Source organism: Amycolatopsis sp. TRM77291, from assembly GCF_054166285.1.
Genome location: NZ_JBSZHF010000001.1, coordinates 1,194,453 through 1,209,895, shown reverse-complemented (window position 1 = coordinate 1,209,895; position 15,443 = coordinate 1,194,453). Strand labels below are relative to the sequence as shown.

Genomic DNA, 15,443 nt, shown 5'->3' with positions numbered 1-15,443 from the left:
GTGCCGGGTTACACCGCCCGGCGGCTCGGTTTCGCGGTACTTCAGGCGATGTTCGTCCTGGTCGCGACGTTCGCCGTGACCGCGTTGCTCCCCGGTGACGCGGCGTCGGTCGTGCTCGGTGAGCAGGCCACCGAGGAGCAGGTGGCGACCGTGCGCCACCGGCTCGGCCTCGACCAGCCGGTCCTCGACCGGTTCGGGCACTGGCTTTCGGGGCTGGTCACCGGCGATCTCGGCCGGTCGCTCGTGACCGGTGCCCCGGTGACCGACGAGATCACCCGCCGCTTCGCCACCACCGCCGTGCTCGCCGGGGTGACCCTGCTCGTGCTCGTACCGCTCGCGCTGGGCATCGGGGTGACCTGCGGGCTGCGCGAAGGGTCGCGGACCGACCGGGTGCTCACCGCGGTCACGCTGTTCCTGCACGCGATCCCCGAATTCGTCCTCGGTCTGCTGCTGGTCGCCGGATTCGCCGTCTACACCGGACTGCTCCCGGCGACCGCGGCCGGTATGGACCTGACCGCGCGCCCCGAGGTGCTCGTGCTGCCGGTGATCGTGCTGGTCGCCCGGCAGCTGTGCGACGTCGCCCGGCAACTCCGGATCGGGATCGCCGAGCAGACCCGGGGCCAGGTGGCCGGGCACCTGCGTCTGCTGGGCCTGCCCGAACGCTCCGTGGTGCTGCGTCATCTCCTGCCCGCCGCCGCGGCGCCCGCCGTGCAGCAACTCGCCCGCGCCGTGGAAGGGCTGCTGACCGGCACGGTGATCGTCGAGTCCCTGTTCGCGATCACCGGGCTCGGCACGGGTTTCGTCGAAGCCGTGCAGAACCGGGACATCCCGCAGGTGCAGGGATACGTGCTGCTGTTCGCCGGGGTGGTCGTGCTCGGAAACCTCGTCGCGGACCTCGTGGCGCATCGGCTCACGCCGCAGCGGGAGCGTGCCACGTGGTGAAACGGATACTGGGCTGGTCCCTCCTCGCGGTGCCGCTGGCGCTCGCGATGGCCGGGCCGGTGATCGCGGGCCCCGTGGAATCGGTCGGGGCGCCGTGGCAGGCACCGGGCGGCGCCCATCCGCTCGGCACCGACGTCCTCGGCCGTGACGCGCTCACGGTGATCCTCGCGGGCGGGTTCCCCGTGATCGGCATGACGGCCGCCGCGCTCGGGCTCGCCTATCTGATCGGGGTGCCGCTCGGTCTGGTCGCGGCCGGGCGCGGACGGCTGGCCGACGAAACCGTGATGCGGTCCCTCGATCTTGTGCTGGCCTTCCCATCGCTGCTCGTGCTCATGGTGCTCGCCGCGACCGGGCACCGTGGGCCCGGCGTGCTCATTCCCGTCGTCGCCGTGCTCCAGCTGCCCGCGATCACCCGCGTGGTGCGGGCCGCGGCGCTGGCGCCCGGCTGCCGTACCGCCGTGGAAGCCCTGACCATGCAAGGACAACCGTGGTGGCGGATCCAGCTCGGGTACGTCGCCCGGCACCTCACCGGTCCCGTCGCGACCGACGCCGGCACGCGGCTCGGCGTGGTGCTCTACCTGCTGGCGTCGGCGAACTTCCTCGGTCTCGGCCTGCCCGCCGACTCCCCGGACTGGGCCGTGGTCATCGAACGCAACAGCGACGCGCTCTACACCTCGCCCGCGGTGGTCCTCGTGCCCGCCGCGCTGCTGATGGCGTTGTGCGTCGGCACGAACCTCGTCGCCGACCGGCTGCTCGCCGCCAGGCGGGTGATCCCGTGACCGTCCTGGAGATCAGCGGACTGTCCGCCCGCGCCGGGGAAACCGTTCTGCTCGACGACGTCTCACTATCCCTCGAACCGGGCCGGGTACTCGTCGTACTCGGCGCGTCCGGCACGGGAAAGACCACCTTGGGTCTCGCCGCGACCGGACAGACCCGCCCGGGGATCACGCTGTCCGGGTCGGTGGTGCTGGCGGGATCCCCGCTGTTGAACCGGACCGCTTCCGAACTGCGACGGGCGCGGGCCGGCGTCGTCGGCCACCTGCCGCAGCAGCCGTCGGCGGTACTGGACCCGGTCCGCCGCTGTGGGCCGGTGCTGGCCGAACTCGCCGCCCTCCGCCACCACGGCCGTGCCGCGCGGTTGGCGGCGGCCCGCACCGCGTTGGCGGAATCGGGGCTGGAACAGGCTTTGTGGCGACGGTTCCCGCATCAGTTGTCCGGCGGGCAGCAGCAGCGCATGGCCCTCGCCACCACTCTCGTGAACCGGCCCCGGGTGCTGGTCCTCGACGAGCCGACCAGTGGTCTCGACGCGGCGAACAGGGCCGTGCTCACCGCCCGGCTCGCGGAGCTTTCCCGGGCCGGGACGGCGTTGCTGATCCTGACCCACGACCTCACGCTGGCCCGCGCCCTGGACGGCGACGTCGCCGAACTCCGCGACCACCGCTTGGTACCGTCCCCGACGCTGCCCGACCCCGTACGCTCCGACAGCCCGCCCCCTTCGCCGTCTTCGCCGGTGCTCGTCGTCCGCGGGCTCACCGTGCGCGCCGGGCGGAGGACGCTCGTCGAGGACTTCGACCTGGAGCTGGGGGCCGGCAGCCGCACCACGCTCACCGGCGTCTCGGGCGCGGGCAAGACGACACTCGCCCGCGCGCTCGCCGGTTTGACCCCGCCGAGCGCCGGCACGATCGAAATCGACGGCGTCCCGCTCCCCCGCCTCGCCCGTCGTCGGACCCGCGCGCAACTGCGTGCGATCCAATACGTCCATCAGGACAGCCGCGCGTCCTTCGACGAATTCCGCGACGTGCTAGACCAGGTGGCCGACACCGCCCGTCTCCTTCGCGGGCTCAGCCGCGCGGACGCCCGGCTCGAAGCGACGGAAACCCTGCGCTGTCTCGGAATCGACGCGGCCGACCGGCGGCCCGGCCAGCTCTCAGGTGGCCAGCTCCAGCGTTGCGCCGTGGCCCGGGCGCTCCTCGCCCACCCCACGGTGCTGATCTGCGACGAAGTGACGTCGGCGCTCGACGCGGCGAACCGCGCGCGGCTGCTGGATTTCCTCGCCGCCGAGGCGACGCGGCACGGGACGGCGCTGCTCATGATCAGCCATGAGGACGCCTCGGATCCGTTCGCGATCACGATGCCTGAGTCACCTGGGTGACCTACTGTCCACAGGGGACAGTTTCCTGGTGCCTTTGACTTTACGGGCGGGTGGCTGAGGGGCGCGCGTCCGAGAGGTGCACCACGGCCGGACCCCACCCAGCCGTCCCCCGACGTTGCGAAAGTGGCTTTCGCAACACGCCCCCTCGACAACAGAGAACCCGCACGCCACCAACCGACCCAACCCACCGCCGCTCGTGTCGCGAAAGCCACTTTCGGGACACCAGACGTCGCGAAAGTGGCTTTCGCGACATGTACTTCAAGCGGCGAGCAAAGGGCGGCGGAGACGTGGTCGGTCAAGTCTCGTGAGTGGTAAGGACGGTTAGAACCGTCCTTACCACTCACGNGGCGCCAGTGTCGCGAAAGCCACTTTCGGGACACCAGACGTCGCGAAAGTGGCTTTCGCGACACGCCACCCGAACCGGCACACCACGACCCGACCCCACCCAGCCGCTCGCCGACGTCGCGAAAGTGGCTTTCGCGACACGCCACCTCGACCTCAAACCCCGAGAAGCGTCCTATGTGGACACAAACGACTCAGCGGTATCCCCGCACCGTCTCCCGACGCGACCGGAAAGCCCAGCCGAAGAGGCCCGGAAACGACCACTCACCACCAGGCCATTCGACCCCCGCCGGCCGCCGGCCGAGCAAGGTCCTCCTGAAGACCACCTCGACCTCCCCATCGGCCAGCGCCCGCGCGAACGCCGCGAACTCTTCGTCGTCTTCCGGCGAATCCACTTCGAACGCGTCCAGATCGTCGAGGAACAGGTCCCCCGGTGCTTCCGGTCATGCGCAGCAGCAGGCGCGGCGCACCGGGGACGGCTGGCTCGACCCGGACGACCGTCTCGTCGCCATCGTGTTCGACGCTGAGCGAGACCGCCCCGTTTTCGATCAGCCGTCGGTACACGGCTTCGAGCGAACCCACGAACCGGTCGGCTGATGGCTGTCTCATCGTCGTCCTTCGGTCGGCTGGTAGCGCGACGAGCCTACGCCGTGGGGTTACGCTGCCAGCCACTCCGATAGCAGGTGTCCCAGCCCGCGTCGTCCACGCAGACCACGACGCGGACCCGGCTGAGCTTCGTTCCCGAGCTGTACCGAAGGTTGCTCCAGGTGATCGTGGTGCCACATCCGCTCTGGTTCCAGCGGTACGGCGTCGGGTCGATGGTCCCCATGCCCAGGTCGGCCTCGAAGTGCACGTAGACCGGATTGCCGTCGCATTTCGTGTCCCGCACGGCCATGTTGATGCTCTTCATCCCGCTGAGCGTCCAGGTCCAGTTGGCCGATCCGTAGACCTCGCTTCCGGATCCGGTGGCCGCGCCCGTCGCCGCCGACGCGGTGCCCGTGAACGCCAGCGTCGCCGCCGACGCCACCACGGCCGCCGTCGCCACCCGCCGCAGGTTCCTGCTCCGAAAACGCTTCATGGTCCCCTCCGATGTGATAAATGAATGACGACTCCAGGGGGAGGCGTCATGCTTCGTGTTCACTTCACCGACCGTGACCTGGCCCGTGTCCGCGTGGCGGCCGCACCGGATCCGCTGTGGGAAACGGTTCTGGCCATGCAGAAACTGACGCTCGACGGCATTCCCGCCTTCGCGCGCTGGCGGCGCCGGGTGCGGGAAGGGCTGCGGGAACGCGACACCCGGACGGCGGTGCGTTTCCTGCAGACGATCGCGCCACCGGCCCGGTACTTCCCGGACTTCCTCACCCCCGCCGAGTCCGAGAACGGGCTGAAGGCGGGCCTGGCGGCGCTCCGTGGAACCCCGGCGGACCGGCTCGGGCGCGAAGTCGGGCTGATGGCACAGCACCGTCGCCTGCCCAGGTGGACACACGGACTCGCGGCAGGCACGGCGCTCGATCAGGTCACCGAGGCGTTACGGATCGCCCACGACACCCTGGTCGCTCCACAGTGGACTACCGTGCGCACCCAGGTCGACACCGATCGGGCCGTGCGGTCACGCCTCGCCGGCGAAGGCGGCGCACTCGGCCTGCTCGAATCGCTCCGCCCGGCCTTCCGCTGGGAGGCACCGGTCCTGACCGTGCGCTACCCCATTGACCGCGATCTTCACCTTCGCGGACGCGGCATCCGGCTCGTCCCGTCCTACTTCTGCTGGGACACCCCGGTCGCCCTCGCCGACGACGACCTTCCACCGGTCCTCGTCTTCCCGGTGTCCCACGAGCACGAGCCCGCTCCCCTGCCGAAACACCTCGCCACCCTGCTCGGCCGGACCCGCGCCGCCGTCCTGTACGCGGTCGCGGGCTGCCCCACCAGCGGCGAACTCGCCGACCGGCTCGGCATTTCGGCGGCCGCGGTTTCGCGGCACACCACGGTGCTCCGCGACGCCGGGCTCATCACCAGCCGACGCCACGGAGCCGTGGTGCTGCACAATCTCACGCCGGTGGGCGCCGCGCTGCTGGGCTGAGCCGTCAGCGCACGATCCGCCACGGCGTGCAGCTGTCGTCTCCCGCGTCGTCCTCGCAGAGCCGGAACGACGTCACATCCGGGATCGTGGCGTGACCGCAGCCGATCTTCGAACCATTGTTGTCGCGAAGAGTCAGAAACCCGTTCTTCTGCCTGTACTGGGCGTAGACGCCGTTGCCGTCCTGCTCCTCGTCGCAGACCTCGGCGAAGTCACGGTCGGCCAGGTACTGCGCGTAGTCGTGTCCCTGCTTGATGAGATAGCTCGCCGCCTCCGCGGTCGAGGTCCCCAGCACCAGCGCGGAGATCATCGCGCCACCGACGAGCATCACTTTCCGGATCATCGTTCCCTCCCCTTGTGCCCTCCCCTGGGCACGGGAACAGCCTGCCGCCTCTCCCCACCGGCCGACGACACTTTTGCGCCAGAGCGGAAAACCCCAGGCAGGGCGCGGCGAGCGCCACCGGAATCCGGTCAGCCGACGTGGATTCCCGGCCGGAGCGCCGGGTCGCGTTCGCTGGTGCGGATGATCTCGCGGACGACCGGCGCGGTATCGCCGCGGCCGAGGATCAGGTAGCGGAACAGGTGCCCGAGCGGATTGCCCTCGCTCCACTCGAAATGGCATTGAGGCCGCACGCCGGTGGCGTCGCGCAGCGCGAGCAGGACCGCCGCGATGGCGTTCGGCGCGGCCGGGCTTTCCACCCGCAGGACACGGAATCCCTCGATCTCGACGCCGCGGACCTTCAGCACGTCGCTGAAGCCGGACGGGTCGATGACGTCGATTTCGAGGAACAGGACGTCGGCGGCCCCCGGTACCGGGTTCAGGCCGCGCTGTTCGGCTTCCTTCGCCCGGTATTCGTCGGCGTCCCCGGCCTGGCGCCGGTTCGCGATGATGGTCAGCGCGCCGTCGTGCGCGATCGAATCGGTGACGAACCGGCGCGCGGGCTCGTCGAACTCGATGTGGTCCACCCGCAGTTCCGTGGTGCGGGTGACCCGCGAGACCAGCGACACCACGATGATCCCGAGAATGAAGAACGCGGAAATGGTGAGGCCGTCGGGTTTCTCGATGACGTTTTCCACCAAGGCGTAGATCAGGATCAGGGTCAGCACGGCGAACGCGATCGCCGCCTTCCGCTGCCGTTTCTTCGCCGCGGAGATGGCCACCGCGATCGACGCCGACACCATCATCGCGAGGATCCCGGTGGCGTACGCCCCGGCCTGTGCGTTGACGTCGGCGTTGAAGATGATCGTGACCAGGACGCAGATCGCGGTGTAGACCAGCACCACCGGCCGGACGGCGCGGGCCCAGTCCGGCGCCATCCCGTAGGCGGGCAGGTAGCGCGGAACGATGTTGATCAGCCCGGCCATCGCCGACGCCCCGGCGAACCACAGGATCAGGATGCTGCTGATGTCGTACGCCGTGCCGACCCACTCGCCCAGCAATTCGTGCGCGAGGTACGCCAGCGCCCGGCCGTTGGCCTCGCCACCCGGTTTGAACGCGTCGGGCGGGATCAGGACCGTGGTGACGAAACTGGTCGCGATCAGGTACACCGACATGATCAGCGCGGCGGCGGTGAGCAGTTTGCGGGTGTTGCGGATCCGGTCCACCAGTTTCCGTTCGGCGTTCTCGCCCTTGGCCGCCACCAGCGGCATCATGCTCACACCGGTCTCGAAACCCGACAAACCCAGTACCAGCAAGGGAAACGCCAGGATCGCCGGGCCGATGACGCCGCCGAACCCGCCTCCGCCGGAGGTGAGCGCGTCCAGCCAGCGGTCGAACGCGGCGGGATCCGTGACCACCTCGCCGATCCCGGCGACCACGACCACCGCGTTGAGCAGCAGGAAGATCGCGACCAGCGGGATCGCGACCCCGACCGCCTCGCTGAACCCGAGCAGGAACACCCCGCCGAGGATCAGCAGGAGGACGACCGTGATCAGCACCTCGTGCCCGTGCAGGAACGACGGCGCGATCGGATTCTCCAGCGCGTGCACGGTCGCGTCCGCCGACGACAGCGTGATCGTGATGATCCACGACGTGGCGACGAAACCCAGTAGTACCAGGACGAAGATCTTGCCGCGCCAGAACGGCAGGAGATTCTCCAGCATCGCGACCGAACCCTGACCGTGCGGACTCTCTTTCGCCACCCTCCGGTACATCGGCAGCATGCCCAGCAGCGTCAGCGCCACGATCAGCAACGTCGCCAGCGGCGACAGCGCGCCCGCCGCCAGCGCGGCGATCCCGGGCAGATACGACAACGTGGAGAAGTAGTCCACGCCGGTGAGACACATGACCTTCCACCACGACTGCGGGGTGGTGTGCTCCTCGTGACTTTCCGGCCCCACCGGCTGGACCCGGTGCTCCATCAGCCACCGGCCGACCTTCCCCGACGGCGCCGCCTGCCGGACCGGACTCTCCACCCGCTCCGGAACAACCTGCTCCGGTACCTCGGTCATTCCGTGCCCTCCCGATCGCGCACCCGGCAAGCCACCCTGCCCGTGATGGCCGCACACCGACGCGGACACTAATGATCCAGCGCTAAGAATCACGGCCCCGGCCGTAAAGAAAACGTAAGTGTCGTAAAAGCGCTCGTCCGCCCCAGGCCTCGCCCGCCATCCGGTAGGCGCCGTCCTCCAGGCGCCGGATCAGCCGATCGGTCCATTCGACGCGGTGCCCGGCGGTGTGCAGCCACAGCCCCACGACCTCGCCGACCGGGCCCCAGTCGTCGAGGTCGGCGTCCGGCGGCAGATGCGAGGTGATGCTCGCCTGCCACTGCCGCATGGCCTCGGCGCGTTGCCGGAGCAGGTCGATCGCCTCGGCGCGGGTCAGGTCTTCGATGAGACCCACGGCGGCGGCGAGCATGTCCAGGCGAGGCTCGCGACTGCCGAGTGCCTTGCGGAGCAAGGTGAAGTAACTCTGTTCGCCCTTCGCGGTGATCTCGTATTCCATCCGCGGCGGCCCGCCCGCCTCGCTGGGGACGGTTTCGTGGAGAACGAGCAAGTCCTGCCCGGTCATGGCCTTGAGCGCGTGGTACACCGAACCCGAGGTCGCCGTGGACCATTCGTGCGCGCCCCACGACTCCAGGTCGGAGCGAACCTGGTAGCCATGGGCGCGGCCACGCCGCCGGACCGCGCCCAGAACCAGCATGCGAACCGTCGACACGTGGTCAGCCCGGCGAATTCGTGCTGAGCCACCACAACGTCCCGAACGGGTCGACGAAGCCGCCCATCCGGCTGCCGTCGTCCTGCGCCGTGATCCGCATGGCCGGCTTCGCGCCAGCCTCGACCGCCCGCGCGAAGACGTCTTCGGGATCCGGCACGGTGACCCACAACTGGACGTGCACCGGATCCGACGGCGACTCCAGGCAGCGCATCCCTCCGGCCCCGGAGTCGGCGAAGAAGACCACACCGGTACCTATCCGCGCTTCGGCGTGCACCATCCGCTCCGGGTCCTCCGGTAGCGGAATCACGTTCGACACCTCGGCGTCGAACGCGTCTTCCAGAAACCGTCCGTAGGCCTTCGCGCTGTCCACCATCACATAGGGCGTAACCGACATCAGCCTCTCCCTACTAGCCAAATTTAGCTACTTGGACTCTACCCGCAGACCGCCCATGGGTGAACCACCCGATTCGGGCCACTAAGCTGTCGGGGAGAAGTACTTATCGGCGGTCTCGACCCGGCCGACCTGGGAACGGAGCTCGGAGATGATGGTGGCCGCCGGTGGCGGGACGGACGACCTGTCCCGGGCATCGCGGAAGACACCGAGCCTCTTCCGGTACATGAATCCGCTGAACGAGGGCATCCGGTCACCGTGAATCCGAGCACGACGGCCGCGGATACCGACCCCTTCGTCCACCCGGCGCTGTTCTACCGCGGGCAGGACGACTACCTGACGGGCACTGTCCCCTTCATCCGGCAGGGCCTTGACAATGGTGAACCGGTCGCGGTCTCGGTGCCGGGTCCCAACCTGGAACTGCTGCGGACCGCGCTGGGCGAGGACGCCGAGCGGGTACGGCTGCTTGACATGACCAAGGAAGGCCGTAACCCCGGCCGGATCATCCCCGGCGTCCTCCGGGCGTTCGCCGACCGCCATCCCGCACAGCGCGTCCGCATCATCGGCGAGCCCATCTGGGCCGAGCGGTCGGAGCTGGAATATCCGGCGTGCGCCCAGCACGAGGCCTTGATCAACCTGGCGTTCACCGGCCGCGAAGTCACCATCCTGTGCCCTTACGACGTCACCCGTCTCGACGCCCGCGCACTGACCGACGCCGAAGTCACCCACCCGCTCCTGATCGACTCCACCGGTGAGCGCGCAAGCGCCGGCTACGACCCCGACCGCATCATCACCGGCTACAACACCCCACTGCCCGAACCGTCCCCGACCGAACCCGCCGCGCACACCACCCTCGACGCCGTCACGGGCAACACGGCCTCCCTGGCCCGAGCCCGTGCGTTGGCCCGCGACCAGGCGCAGAGGGCAGGCCTCACCGACGATCGAGTGGACGACGTCGAACTCGTGGTCGCCGAACTCGTCGCCAACAGCGTCGACCACGGTGGCGGACAAGGACGGCTCAGCATCTGGCCGGAGGCCGGCCTGCTGGTCTGCGAAGTCCGTGACACCGGTCACCTGACCGATCCGCTCGCCGGACGACGGCCCGCCTCCCCCGGGCAGCTGCGTGGCCGCGGGCTCCTGCTGATCAACCTCCTGGCCGATCTCGTACGGCTTCACACCGGGCCGCAGGGCACTACCGTCCGCGTCTGCTTCACCACCGCGTAGCGCTCCCGGCAGGGTGCTGGGTGTCGCGGGTGGGTCGGTTCGTCGCATGGGGTCTCGCTGCCCAGGCGCGTGTCGCGAGAAGCCACTTTCGCAACCTTCAGCGTTGGGAAAGTGGCTTTCGCAACACCGACCGGGGCAAGTGACCACGCTCGACGCGGTCAGTCATGGCGCATCGCTCGAGCGCGTGTCGCGAAAGCCACTTTCGCGACCTCTGATGTCCCGAATTCGCGACCTCTGATGTCCCGAAAGTGGCTTTCGCGACACCAGTGCCGGCGGGCGGGCGGTTCGCGACCTCTCGCGTCCCGAAAGTGGTGAGGTCAGCGGCCGAGGCCTCGCAGGGCCGTCTCGATCTCCGCGTCGGCGAGGCGCCGGGGGCTGACGTAGTAGAGCACCGAGCCTGCCGGGAGATCGCCGTCCCACGAAGGATTGACCACCAGGTCGTCGCCGGTCCGTGCGGCCAGGACCGTGGCGCCGAAAGCGCGGCCCAGCGCCATCCGGCATTTCTCGGTGCTCAGTGATCCCAGCGACTCGGGCAAGGTCACCGAGTACGTCGCCGCTCCGCCCGCCGTCATCAGCTCGGAGTAGACCTCGGTGATTCCCGGGGAGGTCAGTTCTTCCGTGACCATCCGCGGCGTATGCCATTGCACGCACTTGATCCGCGGATCCACGTAGCGGACCAGCTCGGATTTCTCCATGTCCCGCAACGTCACCACGACATGCGCCGACCGGTTCGCGTGGTCCACGGTCACCGCGACCGCCAAGGCCTCGTTGTCGTCGCTCATGTCGACCAGGATGGTGCCCGCCTTCGCCACGGCGGCCCGGGCGAGCACTTCGGCCGCGGTCGGGTCGCCACGGACGAAGTCCACCGGTTGCGACGGCATGGGGTGCACCTGCACTTCGTCGCTCGCGCACAGGACGAGCCCGGTCACGCCGTCGGCGATGAGCTGGGCGACGATGCGTTCGGTGCGGCCCGGCGTGTAGCCGATCAGGAGCGTGTGCCCGCTCGCCCGTACGGCTTCCATCCCCTGCATCCGCCGTCCCTTCGCCTGTTCGAGCCTGGAAGCGAGCTTGGTGAACACCGTGGTGAGCGTCGCGATCCCGCCGATGATGACATAGGCCCCGACGAAATGGCCCGCGGTGGTCTCGGGCGAGAAGTCGCCGTATCCGACCGTCGCGGCCGTGACCACGAAGTACCACCAGTAGTTCCCCGCCTGGACGAGCTCACTGCCCTCGGGCTCGGCCAGTGTCATCAGCGGCCAGCTGGTCGCGAAGACGAAGATGACCACGACGACCGGAAGCATCCAGCCCTGCTGCAACACCCAGCGGGTCAGCAGCCGCGCCAAGACGAACGACACCCCCGCCTCCTCACCGGCCGCGACCGTGAACTCACTCGAACCCCGCTCCACCTGGCCGCGGGTTCCGATACCAGACCACACCGTTCCCGCCGGCGCAACGGACACCGCTATGGCGGATATCGTCGAATGGGAACAGGTGTCTGAAAAGGACTGTCCACTGGCGACGCTTTGCGGCGTCGCGGGTCGTGTCAGTCCTTGAGCGCGAGAGCGATCGAGTCGGCGATCGGCGTGGTGGGCCTGCCGATCAGGCGGCCGAGATCGCCGCCGGTGCCCGCCAGTTCGCCCTTTTCGATGGCCAGCTCCACCCCGGTCAAGGTCGCGGCGAGCGGCGCGGGGAGCCCGGCGTGATCGGTCAGGATCTCCGAGAAAGCCTCTGCCGAGACGGGCTTGTAGGCGATTTCGCGGCCGGTCTGCTTGCCGAGTTCGGCCGCGAACTCGGCGAAGCCCCATGCGGTGTCGCCACTGAGCTCGTATGTCTTGTTCTCGTGGCCTTCACCGGTGAGCACGGCGACCGCGGCGGCGGCGTAGTCGGCCCGGGAAGCGGAGGCGATGCGCCCCTCGCCGGCAGCTTGGGTGACGGTGGAGGTCTGGAGCACCGGGGCGAGCCGCTCGGTGTAATTCTCGTTGTACCAGCCATTACGCAGGAACACGTACGGCAGGCCGGATTCGAGGATCGCGGCCTCGGTGCCCCGGTGGTCGTCCGCGAGCGCGGCGGTCAGAGAGCCGGGCGCGCTGGTGTACGCGAACAGGGTGACTCCGGCCGCACTCGCGGCGTCGAGGACGGTCTTGTGCTGCCCGACGCGGCCCTTGTCGAACTCGTTGCCGGAAATGAGGAGCACCTTGTCGCCCGCCGCGAACAGGCCGTCGAAGGTCTCCGGGTCGTTGTAGTCGGCGATGGCGATCCGAACCCCGCGGGCCGCGAGACCGGCGGCCTTCTCCCGGCTACGGGCGACGGCGGTGATCTGCTCGGCCGGAACCTTCTCCAGCAAGCCCTCGATGACGAAACGGCCAAGGCTTCCGGCTGCGCCGGTGACGACGATGCTCATGTTCGTACTTCTCCTTCTGGATCGCTTCGGCCTAACCTTGAGGCCGCGCTCACCGCTTGGGAAGTACCCACCTTGAAGTAAGGTACTGGCATGGACGTAAGTGGAATGACGCTGGTGGACCGCGTCCGGCTCGCCGGGGGCGACACGATGTGCCCGCAGCGCCTGGTCCTCGAACACGTCACGAGCCGTTGGGGCACGCTCGTCCTGATAGCCCTGCTGGATCGTCCGTACCGCTTCAACGAGTTGCGGCGGCAGATCGGCAAGGTCAGCGAGAAGATGCTCGCGCAGACACTCCAGACCTTGGAACGCGACGGCCTGGTCCACCGCGACGCCAAACCGGTGATCCCGCCCAGGGTGGACTACTCCCTCACCGAACTCGGCAAGGAAGCCGCCGACCAGGTGAACGGCCTCGCTCGCTGGACGGAGCAGCGGATGACCGCCGTCGAGAAGGCACGAGAGGACTACGACGCCACGAAGGCGGAACTCGGCTGACCGCATCCGGGCCTGCCACGGCTATGGTGCGCGCATGGCAGAGTTACCGGTCGGCTCGGTCCTGGTCCGCACTTGGTTCGGTGACGACAGTGCGTGGGAGTCTCTGGTCCACGAGGTGGGGACACCCAGCGATGAGGGGTTCCAGGCGAGTGTCGCCGTGGTGAACGACCCGGCTTTCGCCGGTTTGAGCGCGGAAGCGTTGCAGGCAAAGCAAACCGCTGGAGCGATCGTCTCCTTCCTGGCGGACGAGACGACCCTCACGAGCGCCGGACACCCCATCCTCGCCGTCTGGGTGCTCCCGCGTCGGGGTGATGACCACCAGCCGTTCCGGGTGGTGTCCGCCGAACTGTGGAGCGTGGAGAACAACATCAACCTGGGGAACATGGACTGGGAAGACTTCACGAGGTCGTTGAGCGGCGACGGCGTGTTCCGAGGGTTCTGAAGCTGTGTGGATTTCCAGTCGTCCAAAGCACCAAGATCCACACAGTCCGGCGATGGATCAGACCGGCTTCCGGTTGACCGCGATCAAATGGCTGCTCAAACCGAGCAGGGACGGTTCGCTTTCGACAGCCCGGACCGCCTGGATAATGACTTCGCGGTTTACGGGATTGTCCCACTGCTCCGCGAGCTCCGGCAGCCAGCCCGCGAGTCCCTCGATACCCAGCACGTCGAGCACGTTCAGACCCGCGTCGAGGCATTCTTGGCGCAGTTCGTCGGGATGATGGAAGTAGCTGGTGGTGAACCAATGGGGATGGTCACCTTCGTTGCGATGCTGTCCGGAGGTCAAGTCGGTGCTCACTATCCGCCGGAATTCCGGGTCGAAAAGAAAGCCGCGGGCCAGGCCGTCGAACAACGAGGCGAAGCGGGAGATCGCCGCGACGAATATCCAGCCGCCGGCGCGGACAGCACGGCGCGCTTCGCGCAAAGCCTTCAACCGGTCTTCTCGGTCGGTGAGGTGATAAAGGGGACCCAGCAGGAGCGCGGCGTCGAAGCTTCCGTCCGGCACCGGCAATTCGCGGGCGTCCCCCAGGGAAGCGGTCATCCCCGGTGTCCCTTCGGCCAGTCGCCGTGCAGCGGCGACATGTTCCGGAACGATGTCGAACAACGCCACCTGATGGCCGTCCGCGGCGAGCCAGGCCGCGTGCACCCCGGTGGCTCCACCGATATCGAGCACACGTTGGGGACCTGCGGGCAGATGGCGACGTACGATCTCTTGTGTCCGTGCGAATTCCAGGCGGCCGGAGGCTTCGGTGAGTCGCGTTCCCTCGTCGGCCGCCCGATAGTGCTCGAGTATCTCGTGCGGTGACTCCATCACCGCGTGAACACTACGGCCGGTCGCCTGCCGGCGCATCGCGATTTCCGGTCGTCATCCACGAGCGGAAAGATCACGGCGTGCGGCCCAGACGGCGCGTTCGGTACGCACCATCAAATCGTCGCGCCGCATAATGCCATCGGAGTCGAGTAGCCGGTCGAGCGCCGCGAGATCCTCCGGGGAAAGCGTTTCGGCGGCGGCACCGCGGACGCGCCGCAGGATTCCGAGCGCGTAGCGGCCGATCGCGTCGCTACGAGAGCCCTGGATGTTCACCGTGACGGTGCGCTCGCCCTCGACCGTGAATCCGGCCGCGGTCAGCATCGGCCCCCAGTCGGCGCCGCGGTGGGTCGGGTGTCCGGCGTGGAGGCGATCGGCCGCGGCGTGCACGCGCTCCTCCAGGCCGGGCGCGTCCTCGGGAGCGGTTTCGGGCAGGAACCGGGGCTGACCGGCCAGCTCGACGACGGCGAACAGGCCGTCGGGGGCGAGCGCGTCGTGGACGGCTCGCAGGGCCCGGTCGGGGTGGGCCATGTGGTGCATGGAGGCGGAAGCCCACACCAGATCCGGTGAGCCGAGTTCGGGCCACGCGGTGTCGTCGAGGTCTGCGTGCACGGTGTGCACGCGCTCTTCGATGCCCCGTGCGCACGCCTTCTCGCGGACGCGCTGAAGGTAGGCGGCGGAGGCGTCGACGGCAGTGACGTGCGCGTCGGGGAAGCGGTCGATGAGGGCGAAGGTGCCCACCCCCGTGCCGCAGCCCAGATCCACGATCCGACGTGGAGGCGTCTTCAACGGCAGCCACGCGGTGATGGCGGCCGTGTGCTCGGCGAGCACCTCGGCATCCAGGTCGAGGATCTCCGTCAGGTCTGCGTGGGCGTGGTTCATGACTTCACCGTAGAGCGGCTATGCGCCTAAAGCACAGTCTATCCCGTTTTACGCAAGACGATGTCGTCTGAAGCTGC

The 15,443-nt window shown here is 68.7% G+C and carries 18 protein-coding genes; 7 read left to right on the top strand and 11 right to left on the bottom strand.

Going from position 1 to position 15,443, the window contains the following annotated elements:
- From ACXIZN_RS05770 to ACXIZN_RS05760, 3 genes are read left to right on the top strand one after another with little or no spacing between them, the layout of a single operon-like run.
- A complete protein-coding gene (locus ACXIZN_RS05770; RefSeq protein ID WP_457952942.1) occupies positions 1–942 on the top strand; it encodes an ABC transporter permease in 942 nt (313 codons plus the stop codon).
- A complete protein-coding gene (locus ACXIZN_RS05765) occupies positions 936–1,721 on the top strand; it encodes an ABC transporter permease (RefSeq protein WP_457952941.1) in 786 nt (261 codons plus the stop codon). The genes ACXIZN_RS05770 and ACXIZN_RS05765 overlap by 7 nt, the downstream gene beginning before the upstream one ends.
- Entirely contained in the window at positions 1,718–3,094 is a 1,377-nt protein-coding gene (locus ACXIZN_RS05760; RefSeq protein WP_457952940.1) for an ABC transporter ATP-binding protein, read from the top strand. The genes ACXIZN_RS05765 and ACXIZN_RS05760 overlap by 4 nt, the downstream gene beginning before the upstream one ends.
- Before the next feature lie 536 nt (positions 3,095–3,630).
- Here ACXIZN_RS05760 and ACXIZN_RS05755 read toward each other — a convergent pair.
- Positions 3,631–3,831, bottom strand: a complete 201-nt coding sequence (locus ACXIZN_RS05755) for a hypothetical protein (RefSeq protein WP_457952939.1) — start codon at positions 3,829–3,831, stop codon at positions 3,631–3,633.
- Positions 3,832–4,079: 248 nt separating this feature from the next.
- Positions 4,080–4,514 (bottom strand): hypothetical protein, encoded by a 435-nt coding sequence (locus tag ACXIZN_RS05750; protein ID WP_457952938.1) that lies wholly within the window; start codon positions 4,512–4,514, stop codon positions 4,080–4,082.
- A 48-nt stretch (positions 4,515–4,562) separates the two neighbouring features.
- Between ACXIZN_RS05750 and ACXIZN_RS05745 the strand changes: the two genes are divergently transcribed.
- The gene (locus ACXIZN_RS05745; RefSeq protein ID WP_457952937.1) at positions 4,563–5,513 is read left to right on the top strand and encodes an ArsR/SmtB family transcription factor; all 951 of its coding nucleotides are present in this window, start codon (positions 4,563–4,565) and stop codon (positions 5,511–5,513) included.
- 4 nt (positions 5,514–5,517) lie between these two features.
- Here ACXIZN_RS05745 and ACXIZN_RS05740 read toward each other — a convergent pair whose 3' ends face one another.
- From ACXIZN_RS05740 to ACXIZN_RS05720, 5 genes are all read right to left on the bottom strand, one after another.
- Positions 5,518–5,853, bottom strand: coding sequence for a hypothetical protein (locus ACXIZN_RS05740; protein ID WP_457952936.1), 336 nt, complete (start codon positions 5,851–5,853; stop codon positions 5,518–5,520).
- A 128-nt stretch (positions 5,854–5,981) separates the two neighbouring features.
- Positions 5,982–7,961, bottom strand: a complete 1,980-nt coding sequence (locus ACXIZN_RS05735) for an amino acid transporter (RefSeq protein ID WP_457952935.1) — start codon at positions 7,959–7,961, stop codon at positions 5,982–5,984.
- 82 nt (positions 7,962–8,043) lie between these two features.
- The gene (locus ACXIZN_RS05730) at positions 8,044–8,652 is read right to left on the bottom strand and encodes a PadR family transcriptional regulator (RefSeq protein ID WP_457952934.1); all 609 of its coding nucleotides are present in this window, start codon (positions 8,650–8,652) and stop codon (positions 8,044–8,046) included.
- Positions 8,653–8,671: 19 nt separating this feature from the next.
- Entirely contained in the window at positions 8,672–9,061 is a 390-nt protein-coding gene (locus ACXIZN_RS05725) for a VOC family protein (RefSeq protein ID WP_457952933.1), read from the bottom strand.
- A gap of 81 nt (positions 9,062–9,142) precedes the next feature.
- Complete coding sequence (locus ACXIZN_RS05720; RefSeq protein ID WP_457952932.1) at positions 9,143–9,307, bottom strand: hypothetical protein; 165 nt, start codon at positions 9,305–9,307, stop codon at positions 9,143–9,145.
- A gap of 9 nt (positions 9,308–9,316) precedes the next feature.
- Between ACXIZN_RS05720 and ACXIZN_RS05715 the strand changes: the two genes are divergently transcribed.
- Positions 9,317–10,282, top strand: coding sequence for an anti-sigma factor RsbA family regulatory protein (locus tag ACXIZN_RS05715; protein ID WP_457952930.1), 966 nt, complete (start codon positions 9,317–9,319; stop codon positions 10,280–10,282).
- Between the two features lie 317 nt (positions 10,283–10,599).
- Here the strand turns inward: ACXIZN_RS05715 and ACXIZN_RS05710 are convergent, their stop codons facing one another.
- Positions 10,600–11,637: an ion channel gene (locus ACXIZN_RS05710; protein ID WP_457952929.1), complete on the bottom strand. Its 1,038-nt coding sequence runs from the start codon at positions 11,635–11,637 to the stop codon at positions 10,600–10,602.
- Positions 11,638–11,825: 188 nt separating this feature from the next.
- Positions 11,826–12,683 carry an NAD(P)H-binding protein gene (locus ACXIZN_RS05705; protein WP_457952928.1) on the bottom strand — a complete coding sequence of 286 codons (858 nt, stop codon included), beginning with the start codon at positions 12,681–12,683 and terminating at the stop codon, positions 11,826–11,828.
- A gap of 90 nt (positions 12,684–12,773) precedes the next feature.
- Between ACXIZN_RS05705 and ACXIZN_RS05700 the strand changes: the two genes are divergently transcribed.
- Both ACXIZN_RS05700 and ACXIZN_RS05695 read left to right on the top strand, forming a co-directional pair.
- On the top strand, positions 12,774–13,175 hold the full coding sequence (locus tag ACXIZN_RS05700; protein ID WP_371878833.1) for a winged helix-turn-helix transcriptional regulator: 402 nt from the start codon (positions 12,774–12,776) through the stop codon (positions 13,173–13,175).
- A 34-nt stretch (positions 13,176–13,209) separates the two neighbouring features.
- On the top strand, positions 13,210–13,617 hold the full coding sequence (locus ACXIZN_RS05695; RefSeq protein WP_457952927.1) for a DUF6924 domain-containing protein: 408 nt from the start codon (positions 13,210–13,212) through the stop codon (positions 13,615–13,617).
- Positions 13,618–13,674: 57 nt separating this feature from the next.
- Here ACXIZN_RS05695 and ACXIZN_RS05690 read toward each other — a convergent pair whose 3' ends face one another.
- Both ACXIZN_RS05690 and ACXIZN_RS05685 read right to left on the bottom strand, forming a co-directional pair.
- Positions 13,675–14,526, bottom strand: a complete 852-nt coding sequence (locus tag ACXIZN_RS05690) for a class I SAM-dependent methyltransferase (protein ID WP_457952926.1) — start codon at positions 14,524–14,526, stop codon at positions 13,675–13,677.
- Positions 14,527–14,541: 15 nt separating this feature from the next.
- Positions 14,542–15,366, bottom strand: a complete 825-nt coding sequence (locus tag ACXIZN_RS05685) for a class I SAM-dependent methyltransferase (protein ID WP_457952925.1) — start codon at positions 15,364–15,366, stop codon at positions 14,542–14,544.
- Positions 15,367–15,443: the final 77 nt, after the last annotated feature.